We start from the raw sequence: 25130 nt of genomic DNA on the forward strand, positions 1-25130 counted from the left end.
TTATAAATTACCATTGATGAAAACTGTAGCCCAGCGAAAAACAAAAAACACTGCTTTTGTTCTGGTTTTCGATGAACTGAAAAGAGGAAGCATGACTTTTGACCATATCTTTTACGCCAAGATAATAGCGCATATCAAAGTGAATGCTTTTATGAAGTTCGTATCCTAATGCAAAGCACAATGCAAAATCGTCAGCGCCTTCAAGACCATCTATGTAGAACTGTCTTGTAGCCACATCGTACATTCCATTGGCTTCGTTAGAAGTGTAAGTAACATTGTTGGGAGATAAGTTGATGCCATAAAAAGCTCCGGCACCAAGATTTAAACCTTCGTACGGATATACTTTGTACAATGCACCAATCTGTAGGTAGGAGTAGTGGAGCCCTAAATCAAATTTCTTTCCTAAAGCGTCCTGATAAGTTACTTTTTCGCCAGATTGTCTGAATAAAATCTCAGGCTGAATGGCAACGCGGGTATCGTAAAGTTTTAAATTAAGAAAGAAACCTCCTTCGAGACCATAAACACCTTGGTTTTCCATAGTGCTGTTGTCAAAAGTATTGTCTCGTCCTTTTATGCTTGCCGGCAGATTACTGATTTTAGAATGCAGTCCGCCAAATTTTAATCCGTAAGTAATGTTGGTTTCGTTTTGGGCGTATAGGGAATTAAAAAGGCAAGAAAATATTAATAAGCGTAATATTACTTTCATCAAAAAAAATTTTTGCGAATATATGTATTAATTAGCAGTAGTTTTTACGGAATCCCGTCAAGAGGATATTTTTTGCCGACAAACAACGTTAATTTTTAATCAGAAAGGCTGTAGGAGGCTTTTTGAAGGAATTAGAGATTGATTTTTAACTTTTGTTTAAAGGCAAAAAAAAGCTACTCAACACCTTGAGTAGCTTTTCTGTAGGAATAAGAATTCAGAATTTATACTTTAATTGGGGCTTTTTGTAAATTTTGATTCTAAGTTGTTTTCAATCAATAAATTGTAGCCAAGGTCAAAGGTTATTCCTTTGATTTTGTAAAAACGGCCGTCTGTAAATATTACTTCTTTTTTGTTTTTGTCGTTCCAAAATTCAATTTTGTACTCGTTTTCAAAAGTACTGTTGCTTGTTTTGGGCTTTTGCAACTCCGTCAACAAGTAAAAACTTTCAGATTTTGTCAAGTAAAGTTCCATTTTGCCTTTTGTAAAACTAAAACCTGAAAGTGATAGAAGTGGAGTTTCGAATTTTTCCGGTTTTAGTTTTAATTGTTGGTACAAAAATCGAACAGGAGTGTAAGCCCACGTGAATTCCATTGGAGCCTCTCTGCCATAATCACTGATAGACTTTACTATTTTGTTGTCTTTTACAAATGTAATGGTCACTTCTTCTTGGTCGGATATGTCAGCACTATAAGCGTTTTTAAGGTTTTTAAGATCTGCTTTTTTAAAACTGTTTTCAATGCTTTTGTATTGAGCCACTGAAATTTTAGATTTAAAAATTCCGTTTTGTGTATTATAACGATTGCCATAATATAAAACATCACCGTTTTTATCCAATCTGATATCCATTATCGGACAGATTCCGTAGCAACCCGAGGACGAAACCATAATGTGGTCATAGCTTTCTTTAGGGTCTGGTTTGTATCTAATTTTGGCAAATTTTGCAAAAGTGCTGTCGCTAAACTGAAATGTTAGAGTGTCTTCTGAAATAGAGTAAATTTTTTGTTTCACCCACTTTTTTGTAGAGAGATTTAAAATTTTCAGACTATCATCCTTAATCTCGTATTTTGTTTTGTTGCCTAGATAAAAGGTTCTTCTCTTTTCCCATTCTTCTGAATCCACTCTTTTAAAATAGCCCATTTTGACTTCACAGCTGTCCTTTTCAGAAAAAACATATCCTTGTGTAGATAATTCAAATGAAGGTTGAGCTGGAAGTCGGAGTAATTTGCCGTTATTGCTTACTGCTGTTTTGGTGTCTACAAATTTGATGAATTTCCATTCGCCTAATATATTCTTTTTAAATTCTTCATTTTTAGTTGTACATGAAAACAAAACCAAAAACAAGGATAGGAGAGGAAGCATTTTTTTAGATTTCATAGTTTGTTTTATTGATTAAGCGTAATTTAAGATTGTGGTTTTTATTCATTTAGCCAGTTCCATCTTTTGCTCCAGTCCAATAGAATTTCTTCTTTCCATTTCGAAACCGTTTTTCCGCCTTGTATGATGCCAAAATACAAGTCTTTGTCATGTTTGTCTGTAAACCAGTTATTGCCCAATTTGTAATCGTCTGGGCCTTTTTTTCCGGGCCATAAGTTGGTAGCGATTAAAGTTCCGGTTTTCCCATTGATTTCAGGTAAATCTGAAGACAGTTTGTAATTTAGAACTTCTGCTTTTTTGGGAATATATCGTATTGCATAAACATCATTTCCTATATAATAACCTGGCCATTTTTGCACTGTTTTTCCATATGGGACTTCCATCCAGAAACAAATTGATTCTTTCTTTGCCTTTGATTTTGGAATCGTAAATCGAAGTTCTAAAATCGAGCAAAAGGCTATCGAATCATTTGCGGTTGTAGTACGCTTAAGTACAGTTCTTGGACTATGATTGAATTTCTCAAAACTGCCGCCCCAGCTTTCACGAGTCGGATCGTTTGGGTCGCCGTCCATCATGTATAATAAAGATGGCGTGTCTCCCATTTTTACTTCTCCTTTATAATAGTTGATAAAGTCTTTTCCTAAATGACTTTTATCCTGAATGTATTTTGAATAGTAATTGGAGAGAATAACATTGTCTGGTTCATCATGTGGCGAAAACAAACCATAATAGGAAGAATTATTTTCAATAAACCATAAATTTGGAAAATTTGAAACAATATAAGCATAGCTGTTAGCGCTCCATTTTTTATTGGGTCCGCCAATCCAGTAAACTCGTATGTTGTTTTGAATTTCGGGAGCATCGTGTAAAGCCTGAGCCAGATCTTCTAATCCGCCCCAGCATAAAACCCATAATGGTTGATTGGTTTTTTTCTTCGCACATTTAACAATCCATTTTGATCCTTCTGTTGCTTTAGAATATCCAATAAAGGAAACATTTCCGTGATAACCTTGTTTGGTTATGGAGCGTAAATAATCGGGACTAGCAAATCCCGATTGATGTTTTTGAAGCTTTGGAAGGTCTTCTTCATACAAATCAATCATTCGAATTATTTCCTGTTTGCTTCCATTTCCGTAAGAAGGTGACGAAATCAGGCCTTCGATTTCGAATTTATCGCTATACATTAACAAATGAGTCATTGACTGATTGTCGTCAGGATCTGTACCGCCGATATCGGTACTAATTACTATTCTCGGCTTTACTGGAGTTGGTTTTTGGCAATAAACAGCAGTAGCGAAAAAGACTGAAAAACAAACGGTATAGAAACAAATTTTCATAATTGTACTTATTTTTTTGTGTATTACTCTTTGCTAATATAAAGAAATGATTACAAAAACTGATTTGAATTGCATTTAAAAGCTGGACTAGCTGTTTTATTTTTAAACTGTGCCTCTTTAAAATTGAAGAAGTAAAGTAGTTTTGCACTAGAAATTAGTATTCAAAAAATAAGATTCATGAACATCCATTTCGTACAGCACGAATTATTTGAAGCGCCGGGAGCCTATTTAAAATGGGCTGAAAAGCATAAGCATTCCATTACTTTTTCGAAAGTTTTTGAAAATGATATGCTTCCTCAAACAATAGAAAATATAGATATGCTGATTGTTATGGGAGGTCCACAGAGTCCAAACACTACGATAGAAGAATGTCCTCATTTTAATGCCAAAGCTGAGATTGCATTACTACAAAAGTGCATTCAGGCAGGAAAAGCCGTTGTGGGCGTGTGCTTAGGCGCGCAGCTGATTGGAGAAGCACTTGGGGCAAAATTTAAGTCTAGTCCCGAAAAAGAAATCGGAGTTTTACCTATTCGGCTTACAGATCAGGGATTGCTGGATGCGAAAATTTCACATTTTGGATCACCTTTATCAGTTGGTCATTGGCACAATGATATGCCAGGCCTTACGGCAGACTCTAAAATAATGGCAGAAAGCGATGGATGTCCGAGGCAAATCGTTGCTTATTCAGATTTGGTTTATGGATTTCAGTGCCATATGGAATTTACGCCAGATGTCGTAGAATTGCTCATTGCAGAAGAGGAAGATTTTCTGCTCGATAATACAAAACACCGATTTGTTCAGAAACCAAATGAAATCAGAAGTTATGATTTTACAGAAATGAATGAGAAGCTGTTTTTATTTTTAGACAAACTTGCTGTGGCTTTTGAAAAGACTTCTCATGTTAAGTAATCTTTTTAGATGACTATCGGTTGTATTTCTTGGTTATGATTTTGTTTTCGTGGTTCTCAATCTCGATTACGACATATTTTGCGGTGACTTTTTTTATTTTTAGACCATCGCTCAATTCACTTACCATTAAGTCAATTTCTTTAGATTTGGCAAGGTCTTCAATATAATTATCCTTCTTTTTTTCCATATCATAAAGCATCAGGGAATCATAGCCTTTTGTGTATAAAAGGAATTCTGGCTTTTTAAAACTATCCACAATGAAACCAGATTTGATGGTTTTTCCGGTAGATTTTTCAATCAATCTAAACTCGTGCGGGTTGCCACTTCCAAACGAATTTACAAAAGCAAAATAGTTATTGTAATCTGCACCAACATATCCCAGATTTTTATGAGGTGCTCCATAACCCATAATGTTTAAAGTGTCAATGAGGGTATTTCCTTTTTTTAGATTCAAGCACATTTCAATACTGCTGTTTTTGTTTTCCCGAAAATATTTAAATTCTAAATCATAACCGTTGCGAAGTTTGGTTTCATAATCATAAGAATTGTGTTTGTTGAGATATTCAATAGTGATTGTGTCCTGTTCAGGGATTGTATTTTTAGTCTGAGCTTTATGTTCTTTTTTTAATTCAGGAAGTTTGTTTTTTGTTTCTTTTCTTTCTTGACACGAAAGAATAATAAAAAATGCAATAAAAAGGAGCAGGATTTTGGTTTTCATTAGTATTGATTTTAGGTTGGCTATAAATGGTCCTAATTAGTATTAAACTCGTAATCTTTCAGTTCATCTTTTGTGTTTTTTTATTTTAACAATTTTTCCAGAATGCTTAGTGACTTTTTTACCTTTTGGTCGTATATGGCATAGGTGAATGAACAAAAAAAGATAATCGCAAATAGAACCATATACCATTTCAAAAAGAAATTATTGAAACAAAGTATTAAGCATGCTATAAGATTGATAATAATTACAATTCCGATTAAGCCTTTTATTGTGTTGGGAAGATCAAATGTAATTTCGATTTCCAGCTTCTTTTCTGGTTTGCCTGATATAATTCCTTTGATTTCTGGTCTTATTTGATTTCTGGCATTATAATCAAAAGTTGGAGAGATATTGAAATTCCCATTCGCATCGATTTTTCCTTCAAATAAAAAACTTGAATTGTCCTTTTTAAAAGGCTCAATGTTTTTCTGTAAGATTTCAATCAAATCTTTTTTTTCTAAGGAGGTATAAATGATTTTTTTCTTTAAAAATAACGCCATAGCTTAATCTTTTGTTGATTTTTAGAAATTCAGTTTATAAACATAAGAAAAAAAAACATTGACAAACCTTGAGACTTGCAATAAAGGTTGAAAACGAAAAAAGCACAATCCTTCAAAAGAATTGTGCTTTTTATTTATAGTGACCATGGAGGGATTTGAACCCTCACGCCCTTGCGAGCACCACCCCCTCAAGATGGCGAGTCTACCGTTTCTCCACATGGCCTTAAAATAAAAAAGGTCAAGTAAATTAAATTACTCGACCTTTTGTGACCCGACTGGGGCTCGAACCCAGGACCCCATCATTAAAAGTGATGTGCTCTACCGACTGAGCTATCGAGTCATTGATTTCTCTAATGAGGGTGCAAATATAAACACTTTATTTAGTTTTTGAAGCCTTTTTTTTAAGCTTTTTTTGTAATAAATTATAAAAGCCTATTTTGCAATAAAATAGGCTTTCAGATTTAATAGTGACCATGGAGGGATTTGAACCCTCACGCCCTTGCGAGCACCACCCCCTCAAGATGGCGAGTCTACCGTTTCTCCACATGGCCGAAAATAAAAAAAGGTCGAGTAAAATAAATTACCCGACCTTTTGTGACCCGACTGGGGCTCGAACCCAGGACCCCATCATTAAAAGTGATGTGCTCTACCGACTGAGCTATCGAGTCATTGCTTTCAAGAAACTTATTTTGTTAATCACAAATTTTGTGACCCGACTGGGGCTCGAACCCAGGACCCCATCATTAAAAGTGATGTGCTCTACCGACTGAGCTATCGAGTCATATTCGTTTCTTGAATGCGGGTGCAAATATAAGGAGTTATTTTCGAAGTTTCCAAGCATTTTTATTATAAATTTGTCTTTTTTTACAAAAAGTTCCCAATGTCTTAGTTTATAAGGTTTTATTAATATGAAAAAAATAGTGTTATTAGGTTACATGGGTTGCGGAAAGTCAACAATTGCCCAAAACTTGTCAAAAATTACCAATATTCCGTTTCTGGATTTAGATAAATGCATCGAAAAAAAAGCAAATTTGTCCATAAATGAGATTTTTGAAAAGTATGGAGAGATCTATTTTCGAAAGTTAGAGCACGAAATGTTTGTCGAATTGTTGCAATCTGATGAAAATACTATAATTGGTCTTGGAGGCGGAACTCCATGTTATGCAAATAACCATGAATTGCTCCAAAGCGAAAATGTAATCTCGATTTATTTAAAGGCATCAATCGATACTTTATATAATAGATTAATACATAACAAAAGCAAACGTCCTTTGATTGCTAATATGAATGAAGAAGAAATGAGAGAGTTTATCGCAAAACATTTATTCGACCGCAGCTTTTATTACAACCACGCACAACATAAGCTTGGAGTAGACGGCAGAACGGTCGAAGAAACGGTAAATGATATTCTGGAGATTTTAGCTTAAAGACGCGTAATCTTTTCCGTTGTCATTAAAAACGACTTTTACATGCTCCAATAATGAAGTGGAAAGTGAAATTCCTTTGAAATCTGCTTTTACAGGATATTTTTTGTGATTTCGATCAACAAGGACCGCTGTTTTGAATTTCTTAAGCGGAACGTCTAGAAAATGACGTACTGCATATATTAGAGTAGTTCCCGAATTTAAAACATCATCTACTAGTACCAGACCTTTGTTAGAATATTCGTTTTCTGACAAAGAGGTCTGGATTGCCGACTGCGGATTTTGTTTGTCGATTTTAACTTCGCAGATAGAAACATTCAAAGAAGAAATAGTTTGTAAAGAGGCCGCGATTTTTTCGGCAAAAATAAAACCGTTAGAAGCGATGCCCGCAATTACAATTTCTTCTTCGTCAACAAACGTTTCGTAAATCTGATAAGCGATACGTTTTATTTTGTGTTCGATTTCCTGATGGGTTAAAATGATATTTTCGCTCATGGTCTGTTTTTTTTGCTAATGTACAAATTTTAAAAAATTAAGAATGGGATAAGATTTTAATATTCAAATCCCAAATCCCAAATCCCAAATTTGAACTGCATTGGAATTTGGAATTTGTTTATTTGGATTTTTTTTTAATCCAACTCATCCTCTTCGTCTATAAAATCATTTCCGTAATCATCAATATCTCTTCTGTCCTTTTTAGTGGGTCTTCCAGTACCGGTTTTTCTGTAATGCTCTTTAGAAAGCCTGATCATGTCAAGATGTTCAAAAGCTTCTGCTGGAGTTTCGTCTTTGCGGTAAATATCTACGAGTTTTGCCCCAACACGATTTTGTGGAATATCTAATACTGTGATTATATAGGTTATCTGGTCTTTTCTAAAGGTGATTTTATCAGTAGGAAAGACTTCTTTTGATGGTTTTGAAACTTGTCCGTTTACTGTAACTTGATTCTTTTTGCAGGCTTCTGTAACCATGTTTCTGGTTTTGTAATATCGCACGCACCACAGGTATTTATCTATTCTCATAATTTTTCTAAAATCCAAGTTAAATTCTTTACAAAAATAAATCAATATTGTATCTTGCGCACCTAAAAAATTAACAATAATGAATAAATTTAAATATTATTTTGTTTTATTACTGGCTGGTATTGCTATGGTTTCGTGTAATAAAAGCGATGACGATGAGGTAGTGGTGACACCGCCAAGAGATTATGCTGAGCAGTACAAAGCAGATAATGATTCTATTCTAAAATATTTAAAGACCAATTATATCAAAGAAGTTACGTCTGATTTAGATATTACATTTGAAAAAATACCAGCAGGAGGAACACAGACTTCAATCTGGGATCAGAAAGATTACGAGTTAAAATACCGTGATGTATATAATCGTGATATTACCTATAGAGTATATTATTTAGTTTTAAGAGAAGGAACTGGAGCTAGACCTTGTAATGTCGATAAGATTTCTGTGGCTTACACTGGAACTTTTCTTGATAATAAAATTTTTGACTCTTCTTATGGCGTGGCAAGAACTTTTGATTTGGATGTGTATATCAGTACTATTATAGACGGATGGGGTGAAATAATGCCACAGTTTAGAACTGGTACATCGCAGACTGGTAATGATGGTTCGATTACCTATACAGGTTTTGGTGCTGGTGTCATGTTTTTGCCTTCTGGTTTAGGATATTATAACCGTGTTCAAGGTGATGTTCCAGCCTATTCTCCACTGACTTTCAGCTTTAAGTTGTTTAATTTGCAACGAATGGACAGCGAGTTTACGGCAACAAGTTCTGGAACTACAGTTGTTGGAGACGGTATTCCTTCTTATCTTGAAGACATAAATGGAGACGGTTATCTATATGATCTTAGAGACGTAACAAGATATCCAAATCCTCCTGATTGGATGAAAGGAGATGATTCTGACGGAGACGGAATAGCAGATTTCCTTGATTTGGATGATGATGGAGACGGATTTACGACTAGAATGGAGATTACTAAACCAACAGACTTAATTGGATGGGGCAAACTTAACGGCGAAGATTTTTATTATGGAATAAGCAGGTATTATCCTTTCGAGCCGGTTTCTGATAATCCGAATACAATAAATGTAGACGAAACAGAACCATGGGGAATTCCGAGAAGACCAACCGGGGCACTTAAGGATTCTTCTAAGCCAGAGTCTAGGTCAAATCCTAGAGCTTTTATACCTGAAGATTATACCGCAGCTGGCAGGTCAAGAATTCACTTAGATAAAACATATCCTTACCCATTGTAAATCTTTGGGTAAGTCTGAAAAAAGAAAAACCTCGAAATGTAAATTTCGAGGTTTTTTTATGGAGTAGAAAATTAATTATTTTCTTTTGATTACTCTTTCAACAGCTTCAACAATTGCTTGATTGTTTAACTTGTATTTTTCCATTAATTGCTCAGGAGTTCCAGATTCACCAAAACTATCTTTTACTGCAACAAATTCTTGTGGAGCTGGATTGTTTAAAGCTAACACTCCAGAAATGCTTTCTCCAAGACCTCCAAGATAGTTGTGCTCTTCTGCAGTAACAATACATTTTGTTTTAGCAACCGACTTAAGAATAGCTTCTTCGTCAAGTGGTTTGATCGTGTGAATGTTGATTACTTCAGCAGAAATTCCTTTTGCTTCAAGGGCTTCAGCTGCAATAAGAGCTTCCCAAACTAAATGTCCGGTAGCAACAATTGTTACATCTGTTCCTTCATTTAATAGAATAGCTTTTCCGATTACGAATGGCTCATCAGCAGGAGTGAAGTTTGCTACAACCGGACGTCCAAAACGTAAATAAGCCGGACCATGATGATCAGCCAAAGCAATAGTTGCTGCTTTAGTTTGATTGTAATCGCAAGTGTTGATTACAGTCATTCCTGGCAACATTTTCATTAAACCGATATCTTCTAAAATTTGGTGAGTTGCACCATCTTCTCCTAAAGTTAAACCAGCGTGAGAAGCGCAGATTTTTACGTTTTTATCAGAATAAGCAACAGACTGACGAATCTGATCGTAAACTCTTCCTGTAGAGAAATTAGCGAAAGTTCCTGTAAACGGAATTTTTCCTCCAATCGTTAAACCTGCTGCAATTCCGATCATGTTGGCTTCGGCGATTCCGATTTGGAAAAAACGCTCTGGGTGATTTTTCTTGAATTCGTCAAATTTTAATGATCCAATTAAGTCTGCGCATAATGCTACAACATTTTCATTCTTTTGACCTAGTTCAGTCATTCCCGCTCCAAAACCAGAACGAGTGTCTTTACTTCCTGTATTTGTGTATTTTTTCATTTTATTTCTTTTGAGATGCTAAGTTTCTAAGTAATATAAGTTTCTAATCTGAAAACTGTTTACTGAGATTGAGCACTTTTTAATAATCCGCTAAAGTTGAAACGTTTTGAGCTAAAGCACTAGCCAATTGGTCATTGTTTGGTGCTTTACCATGCCAAGCGTGTGTGTGCATCATGAAATCTACACCATTACCCATTTCTGTGTGTAATAAAATGCAAACTGGCTTTCCTTTTCCTGTTCTTGATTTAGCATCAGTTAAACCAGCAAGAATTGCATCAATGCTGTTTCCTTCTTTAATTTCTAAAACATCCCAGTCAAAAGCTTCGAATTTAGCGCGAATACTTCCCATTGGTAAAACTTCATCAGTTGTTCCGTCGATTTGTTTTCCGTTTAAGTCGATAGTTGCAATAATATTGTCTACTTTTTTAGCAGAAGCGTACATAATAGCTTCCCAGTTTTGACCTTCTTGTAATTCTCCGTCTCCGTGTAAACTATATACAATATGCTTGTCGTTGTTTAATTTTTTAGCCTGCGCTGCTCCAAGAGCTACAGATAAACCTTGTCCTAATGAACCAGATGCAATACGAACTCCAGGTAGTCCCTCGTGAGTTGTTGGGTGTCCTTGTAAACGAGAATCTAACAATCTAAATGTTGCCAATTCTGAAACTGGAAAATAACCGCTTCTTGCTAGAACGCTATAAAATACAGGAGAGATGTGTCCGTTTGAAAGGAAAAATAAATCTTCTCCAATTCCGTCCATATCAAAACCTTCTTTGCGGTCCATTATATTTTGATATAGTGTTACCAAAAATTCAGTACAACCTAAAGAACCACCCGGGTGTCCAGAGTTTACAGCATGTACCATTCTAAGAATATCTCTTCTTACTTGGATCGTTAAATCGCTTAATTGTTGTGTGTTAGGCTTCATTTTATATGTAAAATTTTAAACTGAAGCAAAAGTAGCGGATATTTTGTGGAGAGACAAATGATTTTCTGCTTTAGTTGGTTCCAATTGTTAGATTTTTTTACTCTTTTTTTATTAAAATTGGAGAAAAATCAAAAATATGATAATTGTATATAAAAGTTTTGCCACTGATTCTACGGATTATAATGATTTTAAAATCTATTTAATCGGTAGAAGCAGTGGCAAAAATAAGATTGGACCAGTGAGCTAATTTGTATCGCTTTCGCTGTAATAATTATTTTCTTCGTCTTCTGAACCTATTTCTTCTTGTTCATCATCAAGTTCAGAACCTGGAACGTCTAAGTCGTTGCCGATTTTGTCACTGTTTTGTTTCCACTCATGATCGTTATTGTTGATTATTCTTTCTCCAGAAATATCTTGAGGGTCGATGTCTTCTAATCTTTCTTCTTGATTGTAAATGTCCTCGTTTGCAGGATAATCCATGTTTTCAAGATTTCTTTCGATTTGATCATCTTTGATTTGGTCTAATTTTTCGTCAGCGTTTATCATGATTTCTATAATTTTAGTATTGAGAATACTGTAGTATGATTTTATCTAAAATTACGGAATAGGGACTTCTACCATGTTATATTTTAATGGTTTGATATTGTAGTTTTTACATTCGGTTTGTTTTGAATTGAATATGTCATACATGAAAAAACAAATCAGAGAATCTCAAGTTCTAAAACACAGAATCTGAAATTAAGAAAACATTAGCTAATTTTCTAATTGACAAATTTTCTAATTAATTAAATTTCCCTGAAATTAATCTATCTTTGCCGACTGAAAAAAGAAACAAATGAAGTTCGATTTATTACAAAAAGATCCGCAGTCTAAAGCTCGTGCGGGAAGTATTACTACTGATCACGGCGTAATTGAAACGCCAATCTTTATGCCTGTAGGTACAGTTGCATCTGTAAAAGGCGTTCATCAGCGTGAATTGAAAGAAGAAATAAATCCGGATATTATTCTTGGAAACACTTACCATTTATACCTTCGTCCACAGACAGAAATCTTAGAGAAGGCTGGCGGACTGCATAAATTTATGAACTGGGATCGTAATATTTTGACCGATTCTGGGGGATATCAGGTATATTCTCTTTCTTCAAACAGAAAAATTAAAGAAGAAGGCGTAAAGTTTAAATCGCATATCGACGGTTCTTACCACTTTTTTACTCCAGAAAATGTAATGGAAATTCAGCGTACTATTGGAGCCGATATTATTATGGCTTTTGACGAATGTACGCCGTATCCATGTGATTATAGATACGCACAGCGTTCTATGCATATGACACATCGCTGGTTAGACAGATGTATTAATCATTTGGAAAAATTACCGTATAAATACGGTTACGAACAAACGTTTTTCCCGATTGTTCAAGGAAGTACTTATAAAGATTTACGCCGTCAGTCGGCTGAATATATTGCAAATTCGGGTCAACAAGGAAATGCAATTGGAGGATTGTCAGTAGGAGAACCGGCAGAAGAAATGTATGCAATGACTGAAGTGGTTTGCGAAATTCTTCCAGAAGACAAACCTCGTTATTTAATGGGTGTTGGAACTCCGATAAATATTTTAGAAAATATTGCTTTAGGAATTGATATGTTCGACTGCGTTATGCCAACGCGTAATGCAAGAAACGGAATGTTGTTTACAGCAAATGGAACAATCAATATTAAAAATAAAAAGTGGGAAGCCGATTTCTCTCCAATCGACGAAATGGGACATACCTTTGTAGATACCGAATATAGTAAGGCTTATTTGCGTCACTTGTTTGCTGCCAACGAATACTTAGGAAAACAAATTGCTACCATTCACAATCTTGGTTTCTATATGTGGTTGGTTCGTGAAGCAAGAAAACATATCTTAGCAGGAGATTTCAGACCTTGGAAAGAAATGATGGTTAAAAATATGAGCCAAAGATTATAAGAAGTTTCAAGTTTTTTTAGTTTCAAGTTTCCGATAAGAATCTGAAATTTGAAACTTGAAACCTGTAGCTTTTAAACTTGAAACAAAAAAATCTATGCTTTCAATAATAGATAAATACATCCTAAAGAGATACCTGGGGACTTTCTCTGTAATGTTGCTTTTGTTTGCTCCCATCGGAATCGTAATTGACGTTTCTGAAAAGGTAAATAAAATGCTCGAAAACAAGATTCCGTTTCCGGATATTGCTTTTTATTATTACAATTTCACGATTTATTTCATTAATTCTCTTTTTCCGATATTCTTGTTTCTTTCGGTAATCTGGTTTACTTCAAAACTGGCTAATAACACCGAGATTATCGCGATTTTGAGTTCTGGTATTTCATTTACTCGTTTCTTGCGTCCTTATATTATAGGTGCTACGATTGTATCGCTTTTTGTTCTGCTAATGGGATTTTTTATTGTTCCAGCAGCCAGTGAAGGTTATAATAATTTTAGATACACTTATCTGAAAGGTAACGGTAAAGAGCTCATGCGAGGTGAAAATACCAATGTTTACAGACAAATTAACGACCACGATTTTATTTTTGTAAATAGTTTTAATGAAGAATCAAAAACTGCTTTTAATTTTACTTTAGAGCATTTCGAAAAAGAAAAAATGACCTATAAAATCACGGCAAGCCGTATAAAATGGGATCCAAAAAAGAAAATTTACGTTTTATATGATTATACAAAAAGAACAGTTGGAGAACTTAATGATGTAATCGAAAAAGTACCGGAGAAAAACGTAGCTTTTAAATTTGAGCTTGCCGATTTGACTCCTGTTGTTTACATCGCAGAAACATTGACTTTAGGAAAATTAATCGATTTTATCGAAAAAGAAAGAAAAAGAGGTTCTGGAAATATCAATACTTATCTGGTGGTTCTTTATAAAAAGTACAGCGTACCAGTTTCGGCTTTTATTCTAACGATTATTGCAGTGTCAGTTTCTTCTATGAAAAGACGAGGCGGAATGGGAATGAATCTTGCAATCGGAATTGCAATTGCGTTTTCATTCGTATTCTTTGATAAAATATTCGGTACACTAGCCGAAAAATCTACATTTTCACCTTTAATAGCGGTTTGGTTCCCAAATATAGTTTTTGGAATCTTAGCGGTTTATTTATTACGTAATGCGAAACGATAATTTAAAGAGCTATTTAAACCTTCATTTAATTGTTTTTATTTGGGGGTTTACAGCCATTTTAGGGGCTTTAATAACTATTGACGCCTATAATCTGGTTTGGTTTAGAATGCTTATTGCCATGGTTTTTTTAGGAGCTTTTATTGCTTTTAAAAAACAATCTTTTCAGGTTCCTATAAAAGAACTTTTTAAGCTGATTTTTGTCGGATTGTTAATCGCATTGCACTGGATTTTCTTTTTCAAGGCTATTCACGTTTCCAATGTTTCAATTACGCTTTCCATATTTTCGCTGGGAGCTTTTTTCGCATCCTTATTAGAACCGTTGTTTTACGGACGAAAAATTTTATGGTACGAAGTTTTTTTTGGCCTCATAATTATTGCAGGTTTGGCGTTGATTCTTCAAGTAGAAATGAAATATCTAACGGGAGTTTATTATGCTTTGGCAGCAATCATTTTAGGAGTCTTGTTTACCTTGATGAATGGCAAATTGATTTCGGATCATGAGCCTTCGGTAATTACTTTTTATGAGTTTGGCGCAGGAGTTTTCTTCATTTCGATTTATTTTTTATTTCAAGGAAAATTCACAGCAGATTTCTTTACAATGTCTTTAAATAACTGGGTTTTACTGCTAGTTTTGTCTTCTATTTGTACTGCTTATGCTTTTACAACATCGGTAAAAGTGATGAAACGCTTAACGCCTTATACCGTGATGTTAACAACAAATCTAGAGCCTGTTTACGGAATTATATTGGCTTATTTTATTTTGGGCGGAAAAGAAAAAATGAGTGTTGAATTTTATATTGGAGCGGTTATAATTATCATAACAGTGATACTGAATGGTGTTTTTAAGCATTATCAGAACAAGAAGGAAAACTTGTAATAGTTTCCTTATTTTTAAATTGCATTTTTATACTTTAAATAACAATTAACTTCGCCAATGATATAATATTTTTATATTTGCGGTTCGATTTACAAACAAAATTCAAAAATCCATGGAATATTTAGATTTTGAGCTTCCAATTAAAGAACTTGAAGAACAGTTAGAAAAGTGTGTTATAATTGGAAAAGAATCTGACGTTGATGTAACGCCAACCTGCAAGGAAATCAACAAGAAATTAGAAGAAACTAAGAAAGATATATACAAAAACCTTACGGCTTGGCAGCGTGTACAATTGTCAAGACATCCAAATAGACCTTATACTTTAGACTATATCAAAGCTATTTGTGGCGAAACTTTTTTAGAGCTTCATGGAGACAGAGGATTTAAAGATGATAAAGCAATGGTTGGTGGTCTTGGTAAAATAAACGGACAATCGTTTATGATTATCGGACAGCAAAAAGGGTTTAATACAAAAACACGTCAATACCGTAATTTTGGTATGGCAAATCCTGAAGGATACCGTAAAGCTTTACGTTTGATGAAAATGGCAGAGAAATTCGGAATTCCGGTTTTGACTTTAGTAGATACTCCGGGTGCATATCCAGGACTTGAAGCTGAAGAAAGAGGACAGGGAGAAGCGATTGCTAGAAATATTTTTGAAATGGTTCGTCTTCAAGTGCCAATTATCACAATTATTGTAGGTGAAGGCGCTTCTGGTGGAGCTTTAGGAATTGGTGTTGGAGACCGAGTTTTTATGTTAGAAAACACTTGGTATTCTGTAATTTCTCCAGAGTCTTGCTCTTCTATTTTATGGAAAAGCTGGGAGTATAAAGAACGTGCGGCTGAAGCTTTAAAATTGACTTCTTCTGACATGAAAAAACAAAAATTAGTTGATGATGTAATTCCTGAACCACTAGGAGGAGCGCACTACGACCGCGAAACAACTTTTAAAACGGTTGCAGAATACATCACTAAAGGATACAATGAATTAAAAGACTTATCAACAGCCGAGCTGATTGCCCAAAGAATGGACAAATACAGTAATATGGGCGAGTATAAAGAATAAATTCATCAAAATGAATGAAAAATCCGAAGCCTTGCGGTTTCGGATTTTTTTTTGGTTATCAACAAAAAAACTTATTTATAAACACTGTATTAGTTATAACTCGATAGCAGATTTTTTTTAAATTTTGCTACTTTCGCTATATGGAAAATTTCAAAAACTTAAGCCCGATTAAGGTCGACAAAACCACCATTATTAATTTAGAAAAAGGTAAACTTCCTCCGCAAGTAATTGATTTGGAAGAGGCTGTACTTGGTGCGATGATGATTGATAAAAAAGGGGTAGACGATGTGATTGATATTTTACAGCCGGATGCTTTTTACAAAGATGCTCACAAACATATTTTCGAAGCAATTTTACAGCTTTTTACAGAAACGCAACCTATCGATTTATTGACGGTTTCGACGCAGCTTAAGAAAAATGGAAAACTCGATTTAGCTGGAGGAGATTTTTATTTAATTCAGCTGACGCAGAAAATCGCATCTTCTGCGCACATCGAATTCCACTCGCGTATTATTCTTCAAAAATTTATCCAAAGAAGTTTGATTCGAATTTCGTCTGAAATTATTGAAGAATCATATGATGAAACAACAGATGTATTCGATTTGCTGGATAAAGCCGAATCTAAATTATATGAGGTAACGCAAGGAAATATCAAACGTAGTTCTGAAACTGCACAGAGTTTGGTCCTTCAAGCAAAAAAACGTATTGAAGAGATTGCAGGAAAAGAAGGTCTGAGTGGTATTGCTACTGGATTCGAAAAGTTAGACGAAGTAACTTCAGGATGGCAGCCTTCGGATTTGATCATTATCGCGGCTCGTCCGGGTATGGGTAAAACAGCTTTCGTACTTTCGATGGCGCGAAATGTTGCAATTCAGTTTGGACATGCCGTAGCGGTTTTCTCTCTGGAGATGGCATCAGTTCAGTTAATTACGAGGCTTATTTCTTCTGAAACAGGATTGTCTTCAGAAAAACTAAGAACAGGAAAATTAGAAAAACACGAATGGGAACAGCTGAGTACTAAAGTGAAAGATTTAGAAAAGGCGCCATTATTTATCGATGATACGCCTTCGCTTTCTATTTTCGACTTACGTGCAAAATGTCGTCGTTTGGCATCGCAACACGGAATTAAATTGATTATTATTGACTACTTGCAGTTAATGACTGCGGGAGGTAATGGTAAAGGAGGCGGAAATCGTGAGCAAGAAATCTCGACTATTTCTCGAAACTTAAAAGCATTAGCAAAAGAGCTAAACGTTCCGGTTATTGCACTTTCTCAGTTATCTCGTGCTGTTGAGACCCGTGGATCAAGCAAGCGACCACTGCTTTCGGATCTTCGTGAATCTGGTGCGATTGAGCAGGATGCCGATATTGTATCGTTTATCTATCGTCCGGAATATTATAAAATTGAGGAATGGGATGATGATGAAGCTTCTTCTACAGCGGGGCAGGCAGAGTTTATTATAGCCAAGCACCGTAACGGTGGTTTAGAAAATATTCGTCTGAAGTTTCTTGGACATTTAGGTAAGTTTGACAACCTTGAGGAGTTTACCGGAGGATACGATGATCTTCCATCTAAAATGAATCATGATGATAATCCCTTTATTACAAAGAATTTACCATCGGCAAATGAGGCTTTCGGAAGCAATCTCAATGACGATGATGACGACAGTGATGTACCGTTTTAACATATTTAAAAAAGCCTTTCTTCGGAAAGGCTTTTTTTATGAAAAAATGTTAATTCTTTAAGAAAATTCAGTAGTTTAGCGAAACCAAGTACAAACATTTTTTTTAACATTAACCAAAAACAATTAAATTCTATGAGTAAAGATTTACAAAATTTAGGAAGTGTGGAAATTCCTTTGAGTGAAGGTATCGTATGGGCAAAAAAATATCGCGATGCTCCTAAAGAAGACGAAGAAGGAAATGGCAAAGTCAATGCTTATTTAATTCCGCTTGCTACTTTAAAATTAGTTTTAGAACAAGACATTGATGCTGTTCGTGCTTACAAAGGTATCAACAATGCTGGCGAACAGATTCTAATGTTTGTAGGCACTAAACTGGATCCTAAAACGGGTATTTACAGAGATGTATTTTTTGAAGGAACGGGAGCAGGAGCAGAAGCAAAAAGTAACGATGGCGGTGTTGTCTACGATGCTACACGTCCGTGTCCTCCAAACGGTGATCCTGAAAGTCCGATGTAAATAAAAAGATTAATGTTATATCTTTTTTTTACTTATTTCGGTTATTTTCTATTAATAATCAATTTTATATTATTTTCTAAAGGCTTTTCTAAATTCGGAAAAGCTTTTAGAATTTACGTTTGTTATCTTTTCCTATTGGTCATTGTCCAGTTTACTATGGAGGTAATGGTATTTTTTAATATAAACAATCTATCACTCGTTCATCTCTATTTTATTGGTCAGTTTATGCTTTTAGGTCTTTTTTACAAAGAGCTTTTTCAAAATAAAGCACAAAAAAAAATCATACAGATTTCGTTATTGACGGGCATATTTATTTTGGCAATACAATATGTTCTGCAACCAGAATTGTTTTTTAAGTTTAATTTATTCGAAATCACAATAACCTCATTATTAGTGGTTTTCTTTGCCTTGCTGTATTTGTACAATATGTTAACCGATGAAAAAAAATTCTACTACATTACCGTAGGATTGGTCATTTATCTGTTGGCAAGTACGATATTATTTTTGGTAGGAAATCTGACTTTAGGTTTGAGCGAAGAATTGAAATTAATAACCTGGACGTTAAATGCCTTTTTTGTTATGGTAAATCAGTTTTTTGTTTTGTTTGAATGGAAAAAAAGTTTTTCATCTTAAAAAAAACGCTCTTCATTATTTTTTTTAGTCAAGTTTTTATTAACCCTTAATATTTAAATAATGAACCAAAAAAAGTTATTAATTACCATTGCTGTAGCGCTTTTTGCATTTTCTTGCCAAAAAGACAACTCTCAGGAGAATGCTTCTACAGCAACAAGAACCGAGCAGGAGAACTGGCTGGATGCCGATTTGAATGCTAAATTTGCAACTTCACAACAACAGGTTTCGGCCTATTTATTTTCATCGGCTGAGCTTAAAACGCTGGCAGCAGATCAGGATGTAGCGTTTGTGCGCTTTGTTTTAGGTTATGATGAAAATACAATTCAGCTTCATATCTCCGGAGTTGATAAAGACGGAAATGAATTGGCTGCTGTTGATTCAAAAATTTTAAAAGACCCTAATTTGGATGCTCAGCTGAGTTCGTTAAACACTTCAGCTTCTGTTACCAAAAAGAGTTCTGCGCTTTTGAATGCGCACATTATGAATCCATCTGTAGCTTATGACGGAATTACATCATGGAAAAACAAACTCAAAACAGTTTCAGATCTTGATGAAGTTACTTCATACGAAAACGACAGATTTCATTACTATACTTTAGAAGTAGAAATCATTAAAGATTTGCTAGAAAAAGCTTCTACTCAAAATGTTGGAGTTTTCTTAGGGCTTAATCCTGAAGGGAAAGTGACTACTTATTTAATCGGATTGGACAAAAACAACAGTATTCAAGGTTCTTCTTTAACAGGAAAAACTGCTGGAGGGGTTGATATCGTTTATGACGGGTCAAGACCTAGTCCTCCCTTTTAAGATACTGTATTAAAAAGCATTTTTAAATCTCTATCAAACAATTTTGGTAGAGATTTTTATATAAAAAACTATATTTGATTAAATGTCTAATTTGATATTTATACATATGATAAAATCCAGTATTGCTTTAAATATTAATTCGGTTCCAGAGAAAGAAATTGTAGCAATAATTTTATATACATCCCTTTTCTTAATGATTGTGGCTATTAGTTTGATAGTATTCTTTTATTTTTCGAGAAAAAAAATCATTCAGAAAGAACTGGAAAAGAAAGATTTGATTTTGCAATATCAAAAAGAGCAACTTCACGCAATCATTATTACTCAAGAAGAAGAACGCAAACGAATCGCACAAGATTTGCATGACGATATTAGTTCTAAACTTAATATTGTTTCATTAAATAGCCATCTGCTTACCACTAGTGGTTTAACAGAAAGTGAAACGCTAGAAATTACCGAAAATATTATCAATCTTACAACTAAAGCGTTAGAGAATTCTAGGAAAATTGCACATAATTTATTACCGCCAGTTTTTGAAAAATTTGGATTGAATGCAGGAGTAGAAGAATTATGTGAAGAGTTTGAAAGCAGTAAAAAGGTAAAAACTTATTATACAAACGAAATAGATTTTGATGAAAAAGACCTTGATCGTCATTTGCATATTTTTAGGATTTTACAAGAATTGATGAATAATTCGCTCCGACACGGAAAAGCAACCGAAATCTGGATTGCCTTCAAAAATAATAATGGTGTCAATACCTGTCATTATGTGGATAACGGAATCGGTTTTGACAGTAATAATCTTGACAATCAGAAAGGACTTGGTATGAAAAATATTGACAGCCGGATTTCTTTTTTAAACGGAACTATAGATTTTAAATCGGAAATAGGAAAAGGAATAAAAGTTGATTTTAGGTTTTAGTTGTTTAAATAGTTAAATTATCGTATATTTTCTATAATAACACGGTTTTCGTTAATTTATTTCCTTCATATTTTGTAATTTCGGCATAAATAAACGACCAAAACCAAATTAGAATGAGTAACGCTGTAAAAATCGCTTTAGTCGATGATGAAGTTTTATTTCGGAAAGGAATAGCTTTTTTGTTGCAGAGAGAAGAAAACATTGAGATACTTTTTGAAGCATCAAATGGAGAAGAACTGATTTTGCAACTAAACCAGAAAGAAACAAAACCAGATATTATTATCATGGATTTGAAAATGCCTATTTTAAATGGCGTTGAAGCAACAAAAATAATCCGTAAAAGTTTTCCCGATATAAAGATTATTGCACTTACCAGTTACGATACGAAATCTTTTATTGCAAATATGATACAGGTCGGAGCAGTTGCTTATTTAATTAAAAATACCACGCCCAAAGATCTTATTAAAACCATAAATGAAGTCGCCCAAAAGGGATTTTATTACAACGAAAATGTTTTAAAAACGATTCAGGAAACCATTGTTTCTCCTAAAAATTCAAGAGGTGGTTTAGAAACCAATTTCCTTTCATCTCGTGAAGTAGAAATTCTACAGCTCATCTGTCAGCAAAAAACAACAGCAGAAATTGCCGAGCATCTTTTCTTAAGTCCAAGAACAGTTGAGGGACACAGGAACAATTTACTTTTAAAAACCGAATCTAGAAATATTGCAGGCCTTGTAGTTTATGCAATACAAAATGAAATTGCTGTTTTAACGCTTTAGTTTTTTATGAAGCTAGAAATTGTATAGACAAAACATAATAAAAGATTATTGTGAGTACTAAAACACATAAACCTATTTTCTGAAGTATATTTAATTCTTTTTTTTTATTATTACTGTTGTTAAACCTCATACTTTTGATTTTTCTGAATTGATTTGAAGGGCTAAAAAAGCAAAAGTAACTAGAATTTCTATTTTTAGAATGCGTGTTTTTACGTGTTTATTTGTTAAAATTAAAATATTCTTAAGATATTTCTTCTATATTGGTTTCTTTTGTAAAACTTGTCAAGAACCTTATGGTTTTTAAGAGTTCTTCCTATCTTTACTAAAATGATTTTTTGAATGAAAAAGGGTTTATATTTTATCTTATTACTGTTGTCGTTTTCTGCAAAAGCTTCTTTTATACTGCTTCCGATGGACGAAACAACACAGCAGAATCACCTAAAAGCTTACGGAATAACCTATTGGTGCTTGAGCCGCGACTACAAAGCAAGTTGGTTGCTTAACTATCGTGGAGGTTCCTTTTTGCTGCCAGACGCTGATGAAATAAGAAAAGAATGTAAAATTAGAGGCGTAAGTTTTGAAATTATCTCAGATGGAGAAGAAGCGTCTATTTTAAACGAAATTTCGAGTCCTTCTCAAAATATGGAATCGGTAATTTTAGAAAAAGCTCCTAAAATTGCCGTTTATACTCCAAAAGGGAAACAACCTTGGGATGATGCTGTAACTCTGGTTCTTACCTATGCAGAGATTCCTTTTACTCCAATTTATGATGAAGAAGTTTTAAGCGACCAATTATTGCTTTACGATTGGCTACACCTGCATCATGAAGATTTTACTGGACAATACGGAAAATTTTATGCTGCTTACAAAACTACTCCTTGGTACATCGATCAAAAGAGAGATTCTGAAGCTTTGGCAGCAAAACTCGGTTATGATAAAGTTTCTAAAGAAAAAGGTGCCGTTGCCAAAAAAATTAGAGATTTTGTAATTGGAGGAGGATTTATGTTTGCAATGTGTTCTGCTACAGATAGTTTTGATATTGCACTTGCAGCAGATGGAGTAGATATCTGCGAAGCAATGTTTGACGGAGATCCAAGTGAATCAAATTATCAGTCTAAACTGAATTATGGAAATTCTTTTGCTTTTAAAAATTTTACTTTAGAAAGAAAACCAGAAGTCTATGAGTTTTCAAATATTGATATGACGATGAAACGTCGTATTCCGATGGAAAAAGATTATTTTACTTTAATGGAATTTTCTGCAAAATGGGATCCAATTCCGAGTATGCTTTGTCAGAATCATACACAGCTTGTAAAAGGTTTTATGGGGCAAACTACATCTTTTGACGCTTCTCTAGTAAAATCTAATGTGCTGGTTATGGGGACTTGCGAACTCAATGGTGAGGCAAGATACATTCATGGCGAAAAAGGAAAAGGAATGTTTACTTTTTTTGGAGGTCATGATCCAGAAGATTTTCAGCATCAAGTTGGTGATCCGCCGACAGTTTTAGATCTGCATCCAAATTCTCCAGGTTACCGACTGATTTTGAACAATGTTTTGTTTCCGGCGGCGAAAAAGAAGAAACTAAAAACCTAATTCAGAGTGAACTCAAACCAAACTGGAATGTGATCAGAAATTTTTCTTGCTTCTTGCAGTGAATTGAATTTGTTGTAAAACAAAATCACGCCAGAACTCTTTATGTTTAAGCGGTCGGCTTTGTAAAAAACGTTGTCAAATTCTGAAGCCAGACATACATTGTTTCTACATTTTTGTTTTAATGTTGTTTTTTGACCTTTCAAAAGAGCAGAGAATCCCATTTTTTTAAGCGGATTAAAGACAGTGTGAGTTTCTGGGCAATTAAAATCTCCTAAGAAGACAAGATTATGTTGTGGATATTGCTCAGGCAAAAACTTAAAATACTTTATTTCTGTTTCAGGTTGTCTGCTTTTGGTGATTGCATGAAAATTGGCAAGAGTAATGCTTTTTTTGTTGATTTCAAAAGTCGCATAATAAGGCTCTCTGTCAATCTCTAAGTTGAGTTTTTTTTCCAGCCACTTTTCTTTTAGTTTTGCTTTATTGGTTTTCCAGATATAAGCATAACGTTCGCGTTTGTAACTGCTGCTTGTGGTAGGATCACTGATAATATAATCCCATTTAGATCCTTTATTGTTTAATATGGAAGCAAGTTTTGCAACGCTTTGTGCACCTCCAGGACCTGCAACAACTTCTTGAATAACAACGATATCATAGCTAAAAACGGTTTCTGCAATAAAGTTTAAGACAGCTGGGCTTTTAGATTTTCCAAGATTTTCAATATTCCAAGACACGACTTTTGTCTGTGAAAATGAAATAAAATAAATTAAAAGGAAGAGGGAACTTAGTAGGTTTTTCATTTAGATTATTAAAGAAATCAAATATAAGAATTTCAATTTCCAGCCCTAAATTTAACGGCAATCAATTTTATAAAAAACGTAGGTTTGAGAATTAATCAGTGTTTTTTATATCTGTTTTTTAAAGCGGTTCCGATAATAATAATTTGAAGAACAAGCAGGGCAGGAATAAAAACAAGTTTCCAGTCAATTTCTAACCAGCCCGTTTTTTCTGAGACATAAGCAAAACTCATTGAAAGTAAGATGCATAACAGCATTGTTTTCATGATAATTTTATTTTGAATAGTATTCAATTTCGCAATTATATTAAATTTGGTCCGTGGTCTCATGGTTAGCTTGATAGTTGATTACAAATTTAATGCTATAAAAAGGCTTTTCCTTACGGGAATCCGTAAAAGCATAAATTAAACTAGACCAAAATCTTTTGCAATTGCAATCAAATGTACATTGTTGTTTGCCTTAAAATAGATTTTTAGTTTGTTGATTCTCTTTTCGATACTGCTGGTTCCGTTCGGAGCAATCGAAAGTTCTTTAAATTCTTTAGAAATATTCTCTAAAATATAGCCTTGTGCTAGCAATTTCAGAATAGAAATATCATAAGATTCTATTTCAATCAATGTTTTATCATTAAAATTGAAAGCAAGATCTGAAGAAAGTATTTTTTCTTCATTTCTATAAACTGCTTCAACCGCATTTTTTAATTCGGTAATACTGTTTCTGCCTTTAGAGACATAAGCATTAACTCCGAAATCGTTAAAAAGTGTTTTAATTCTAAAGCTTTTATCTTCAATTGAAAAAACAATTTTTTTAAGATTAGGTTGTACTGCATTAGCGGCTTCAATGAGCTCTTCTCCGTTGCTTAAATTGACTTTTCTATGATCTGTTTTGAAAGATAAATCACTGATAAGCAAATCATAAGGTTCTCCTTCTTGAAGTGCTTTCTTGATTTTAAGCAATGCTTCATCACAATATTTTACGTGATCGATTATGGAAATTTTTAATTCCTCGAGCACTTGTACAACTGCAATGCTTATACTGTCTAAATCTTCTGCTACTAAAACTCTCTTAAACATA

27 protein-coding genes and 5 tRNA genes are annotated in these 25130 nt (G+C 34.1%); 14 read left to right on the top strand and 18 right to left on the bottom strand.

The genetic code is table 11. The features are described from left to right. Nucleotides 1-7: 7 nt before the first annotated feature. The 3 genes from ACFFLS_RS03625 to ACFFLS_RS03635 form a co-directional block, all read right to left on the bottom strand. A complete protein-coding gene (locus ACFFLS_RS03625) occupies nucleotides 8-706 on the bottom strand; it encodes an outer membrane beta-barrel protein (RefSeq protein WP_379683169.1) in 699 nt (232 codons plus the stop codon). Nucleotides 707-934: 228 nt separating this feature from the next. Continuing rightward, complete coding sequence (locus ACFFLS_RS03630) at nucleotides 935-2080, bottom strand: DUF6438 domain-containing protein (RefSeq protein ID WP_379683168.1); 1146 nt, start codon at nucleotides 2078-2080, stop codon at nucleotides 935-937. 41 nt (nucleotides 2081-2121) lie between these two features. Further along, entirely contained in the window at nucleotides 2122-3417 is a 1296-nt protein-coding gene (locus tag ACFFLS_RS03635; protein ID WP_379683167.1) for a nucleoside hydrolase-like domain-containing protein, read from the bottom strand. Nucleotides 3418-3594: 177 nt separating this feature from the next. On the opposite strand from ACFFLS_RS03635, the gene ACFFLS_RS03640 reads away from it, so the two are divergent. Next, nucleotides 3595-4326 carry a type 1 glutamine amidotransferase gene (locus ACFFLS_RS03640; protein WP_379683166.1) on the top strand — a complete coding sequence of 244 codons (732 nt, stop codon included), beginning with the start codon at nucleotides 3595-3597 and terminating at the stop codon, nucleotides 4324-4326. A gap of 13 nt (nucleotides 4327-4339) precedes the next feature. Here the strand turns inward: ACFFLS_RS03640 and ACFFLS_RS03645 are convergent, their stop codons facing one another. From ACFFLS_RS03645 to ACFFLS_RS03675, 7 genes are all read right to left on the bottom strand, one after another. Beyond that, nucleotides 4340-5044: a hypothetical protein gene (locus ACFFLS_RS03645; RefSeq protein WP_379683165.1), complete on the bottom strand. Its 705-nt coding sequence runs from the start codon at nucleotides 5042-5044 to the stop codon at nucleotides 4340-4342. Between the two features lie 80 nt (nucleotides 5045-5124). Then, nucleotides 5125-5583 (bottom strand): hypothetical protein, encoded by a 459-nt coding sequence (locus ACFFLS_RS03650; RefSeq protein ID WP_379683164.1) that lies wholly within the window; start codon nucleotides 5581-5583, stop codon nucleotides 5125-5127. Between the two features lie 140 nt (nucleotides 5584-5723). Next, a tRNA-Leu gene (locus ACFFLS_RS03655) sits at nucleotides 5724-5806 on the bottom strand. A 44-nt stretch (nucleotides 5807-5850) separates the two neighbouring features. Beyond that, nucleotides 5851-5923 (bottom strand) — tRNA-Lys (locus ACFFLS_RS03660). A 128-nt stretch (nucleotides 5924-6051) separates the two neighbouring features. Continuing rightward, nucleotides 6052-6134: transfer RNA gene (locus ACFFLS_RS03665), tRNA-Leu, on the bottom strand. A gap of 44 nt (nucleotides 6135-6178) precedes the next feature. Continuing rightward, nucleotides 6179-6251, bottom strand: a tRNA-Lys gene (locus ACFFLS_RS03670). A 40-nt stretch (nucleotides 6252-6291) separates the two neighbouring features. Then, nucleotides 6292-6364, bottom strand: a tRNA-Lys gene (locus ACFFLS_RS03675). A gap of 127 nt (nucleotides 6365-6491) precedes the next feature. Between ACFFLS_RS03675 and ACFFLS_RS03680 the strand changes: the two genes are divergently transcribed. Next, nucleotides 6492-7010, top strand: a complete 519-nt coding sequence (locus ACFFLS_RS03680; RefSeq protein WP_379683163.1) for a shikimate kinase — start codon at nucleotides 6492-6494, stop codon at nucleotides 7008-7010. Here ACFFLS_RS03680 and ACFFLS_RS03685 read toward each other — a convergent pair. Both ACFFLS_RS03685 and ACFFLS_RS03690 read right to left on the bottom strand, forming a co-directional pair. Beyond that, a complete protein-coding gene (locus ACFFLS_RS03685; RefSeq protein ID WP_379683162.1) occupies nucleotides 7002-7502 on the bottom strand; it encodes a phosphoribosyltransferase domain-containing protein in 501 nt (166 codons plus the stop codon). The two genes, ACFFLS_RS03680 and ACFFLS_RS03685, sit on opposite strands and share 9 nt — an antisense overlap. Nucleotides 7503-7636: 134 nt before the next feature. Beyond that, a complete protein-coding gene (locus ACFFLS_RS03690) occupies nucleotides 7637-8029 on the bottom strand; it encodes an Hsp15 family ribosome-associated heat shock protein (protein WP_379683161.1) in 393 nt (130 codons plus the stop codon). Nucleotides 8030-8108: 79 nt separating this feature from the next. On the opposite strand from ACFFLS_RS03690, the gene bamM reads away from it, so the two are divergent. After that, nucleotides 8109-9281 (top strand): BamM family beta-barrel-assembly machinery protein, encoded by a 1173-nt coding sequence (bamM, locus tag ACFFLS_RS03695; RefSeq protein ID WP_379683160.1) that lies wholly within the window; start codon nucleotides 8109-8111, stop codon nucleotides 9279-9281. A 75-nt stretch (nucleotides 9282-9356) separates the two neighbouring features. On the opposite strand, the gene ACFFLS_RS03700 is transcribed toward bamM, so the two are convergent. The 3 genes from ACFFLS_RS03700 to ACFFLS_RS03710 all read right to left on the bottom strand — a co-directional run bounded on the left by ACFFLS_RS03700 (nucleotide 9357) and on the right by ACFFLS_RS03710 (nucleotide 11784). Then, nucleotides 9357-10310: a transketolase family protein gene (locus ACFFLS_RS03700; RefSeq protein WP_379683159.1), complete on the bottom strand. Its 954-nt coding sequence runs from the start codon at nucleotides 10308-10310 to the stop codon at nucleotides 9357-9359. A 79-nt stretch (nucleotides 10311-10389) separates the two neighbouring features. After that, nucleotides 10390-11238, bottom strand: coding sequence for a transketolase (locus ACFFLS_RS03705; RefSeq protein ID WP_379683158.1), 849 nt, complete (start codon nucleotides 11236-11238; stop codon nucleotides 10390-10392). 243 nt (nucleotides 11239-11481) lie between these two features. Then, nucleotides 11482-11784 (bottom strand): hypothetical protein, encoded by a 303-nt coding sequence (locus ACFFLS_RS03710; RefSeq protein WP_379683157.1) that lies wholly within the window; start codon nucleotides 11782-11784, stop codon nucleotides 11482-11484. A 289-nt stretch (nucleotides 11785-12073) separates the two neighbouring features. On the opposite strand from ACFFLS_RS03710, the gene tgt reads away from it, so the two are divergent. From tgt to ACFFLS_RS03765, 11 genes are all read left to right on the top strand, one after another. Beyond that, on the top strand, nucleotides 12074-13204 hold the full coding sequence (gene tgt / locus ACFFLS_RS03715) for a tRNA guanosine(34) transglycosylase Tgt (protein ID WP_379683156.1): 1131 nt from the start codon (nucleotides 12074-12076) through the stop codon (nucleotides 13202-13204). 94 nt (nucleotides 13205-13298) lie between these two features. After that, nucleotides 13299-14387 carry an LptF/LptG family permease gene (locus ACFFLS_RS03720; RefSeq protein WP_379683155.1) on the top strand — a complete coding sequence of 363 codons (1089 nt, stop codon included), beginning with the start codon at nucleotides 13299-13301 and terminating at the stop codon, nucleotides 14385-14387. Continuing rightward, nucleotides 14374-15264, top strand: a complete 891-nt coding sequence (locus ACFFLS_RS03725; protein WP_379683154.1) for a DMT family transporter — start codon at nucleotides 14374-14376, stop codon at nucleotides 15262-15264. Before ACFFLS_RS03720 ends, ACFFLS_RS03725 begins: the two co-directional genes overlap by 14 nt. Nucleotides 15265-15376: 112 nt before the next feature. Beyond that, nucleotides 15377-16330: an acetyl-CoA carboxylase carboxyltransferase subunit alpha gene (locus tag ACFFLS_RS03730; protein ID WP_379683153.1), complete on the top strand. Its 954-nt coding sequence runs from the start codon at nucleotides 15377-15379 to the stop codon at nucleotides 16328-16330. A gap of 140 nt (nucleotides 16331-16470) precedes the next feature. Next, the gene (gene dnaB / locus ACFFLS_RS03735) at nucleotides 16471-18015 is read left to right on the top strand and encodes a replicative DNA helicase (protein ID WP_379683152.1); all 1545 of its coding nucleotides are present in this window, start codon (nucleotides 16471-16473) and stop codon (nucleotides 18013-18015) included. A gap of 132 nt (nucleotides 18016-18147) precedes the next feature. Next, entirely contained in the window at nucleotides 18148-18531 is a 384-nt protein-coding gene (locus ACFFLS_RS03740; protein ID WP_379683151.1) for a hypothetical protein, read from the top strand. A gap of 165 nt (nucleotides 18532-18696) precedes the next feature. Next, on the top strand, nucleotides 18697-19164 hold the full coding sequence (locus ACFFLS_RS03745) for a hypothetical protein (protein WP_379689175.1): 468 nt from the start codon (nucleotides 18697-18699) through the stop codon (nucleotides 19162-19164). Between the two features lie 60 nt (nucleotides 19165-19224). Further along, nucleotides 19225-19968 (top strand): hypothetical protein, encoded by a 744-nt coding sequence (locus ACFFLS_RS03750; RefSeq protein WP_379683149.1) that lies wholly within the window; start codon nucleotides 19225-19227, stop codon nucleotides 19966-19968. Between the two features lie 106 nt (nucleotides 19969-20074). Beyond that, nucleotides 20075-20887: a sensor histidine kinase gene (locus ACFFLS_RS03755; protein ID WP_379683148.1), complete on the top strand. Its 813-nt coding sequence runs from the start codon at nucleotides 20075-20077 to the stop codon at nucleotides 20885-20887. A gap of 113 nt (nucleotides 20888-21000) precedes the next feature. Beyond that, complete coding sequence (locus tag ACFFLS_RS03760; protein WP_379683147.1) at nucleotides 21001-21666, top strand: response regulator; 666 nt, start codon at nucleotides 21001-21003, stop codon at nucleotides 21664-21666. Between the two features lie 339 nt (nucleotides 21667-22005). Next, nucleotides 22006-23262: an asparagine synthetase B gene (locus ACFFLS_RS03765; protein WP_379683146.1), complete on the top strand. Its 1257-nt coding sequence runs from the start codon at nucleotides 22006-22008 to the stop codon at nucleotides 23260-23262. Here the strand turns inward: ACFFLS_RS03765 and ACFFLS_RS03770 are convergent. From ACFFLS_RS03770 to ACFFLS_RS03780, 3 genes are all read right to left on the bottom strand, one after another. Next, a complete protein-coding gene (locus tag ACFFLS_RS03770; protein WP_379683145.1) occupies nucleotides 23259-24059 on the bottom strand; it encodes an endonuclease/exonuclease/phosphatase family protein in 801 nt (266 codons plus the stop codon). The two genes, ACFFLS_RS03765 and ACFFLS_RS03770, sit on opposite strands and share 4 nt — an antisense overlap. Before the next feature lie 95 nt (nucleotides 24060-24154). After that, nucleotides 24155-24322, bottom strand: a complete 168-nt coding sequence (locus ACFFLS_RS03775; RefSeq protein ID WP_379683144.1) for a hypothetical protein — start codon at nucleotides 24320-24322, stop codon at nucleotides 24155-24157. A gap of 138 nt (nucleotides 24323-24460) precedes the next feature. Next, complete coding sequence (locus ACFFLS_RS03780) at nucleotides 24461-25129, bottom strand: DNA-binding transcriptional response regulator (protein WP_379683143.1); 669 nt, start codon at nucleotides 25127-25129, stop codon at nucleotides 24461-24463. Between the last annotated feature and the right edge of the window lies 1 nt (nucleotide 25130).

This window comes from Flavobacterium procerum (genome assembly GCF_042431625.1).
Taxonomy (GTDB): Bacteria; Bacteroidota; Bacteroidia; order Flavobacteriales; family Flavobacteriaceae; genus Flavobacterium; species Flavobacterium procerum.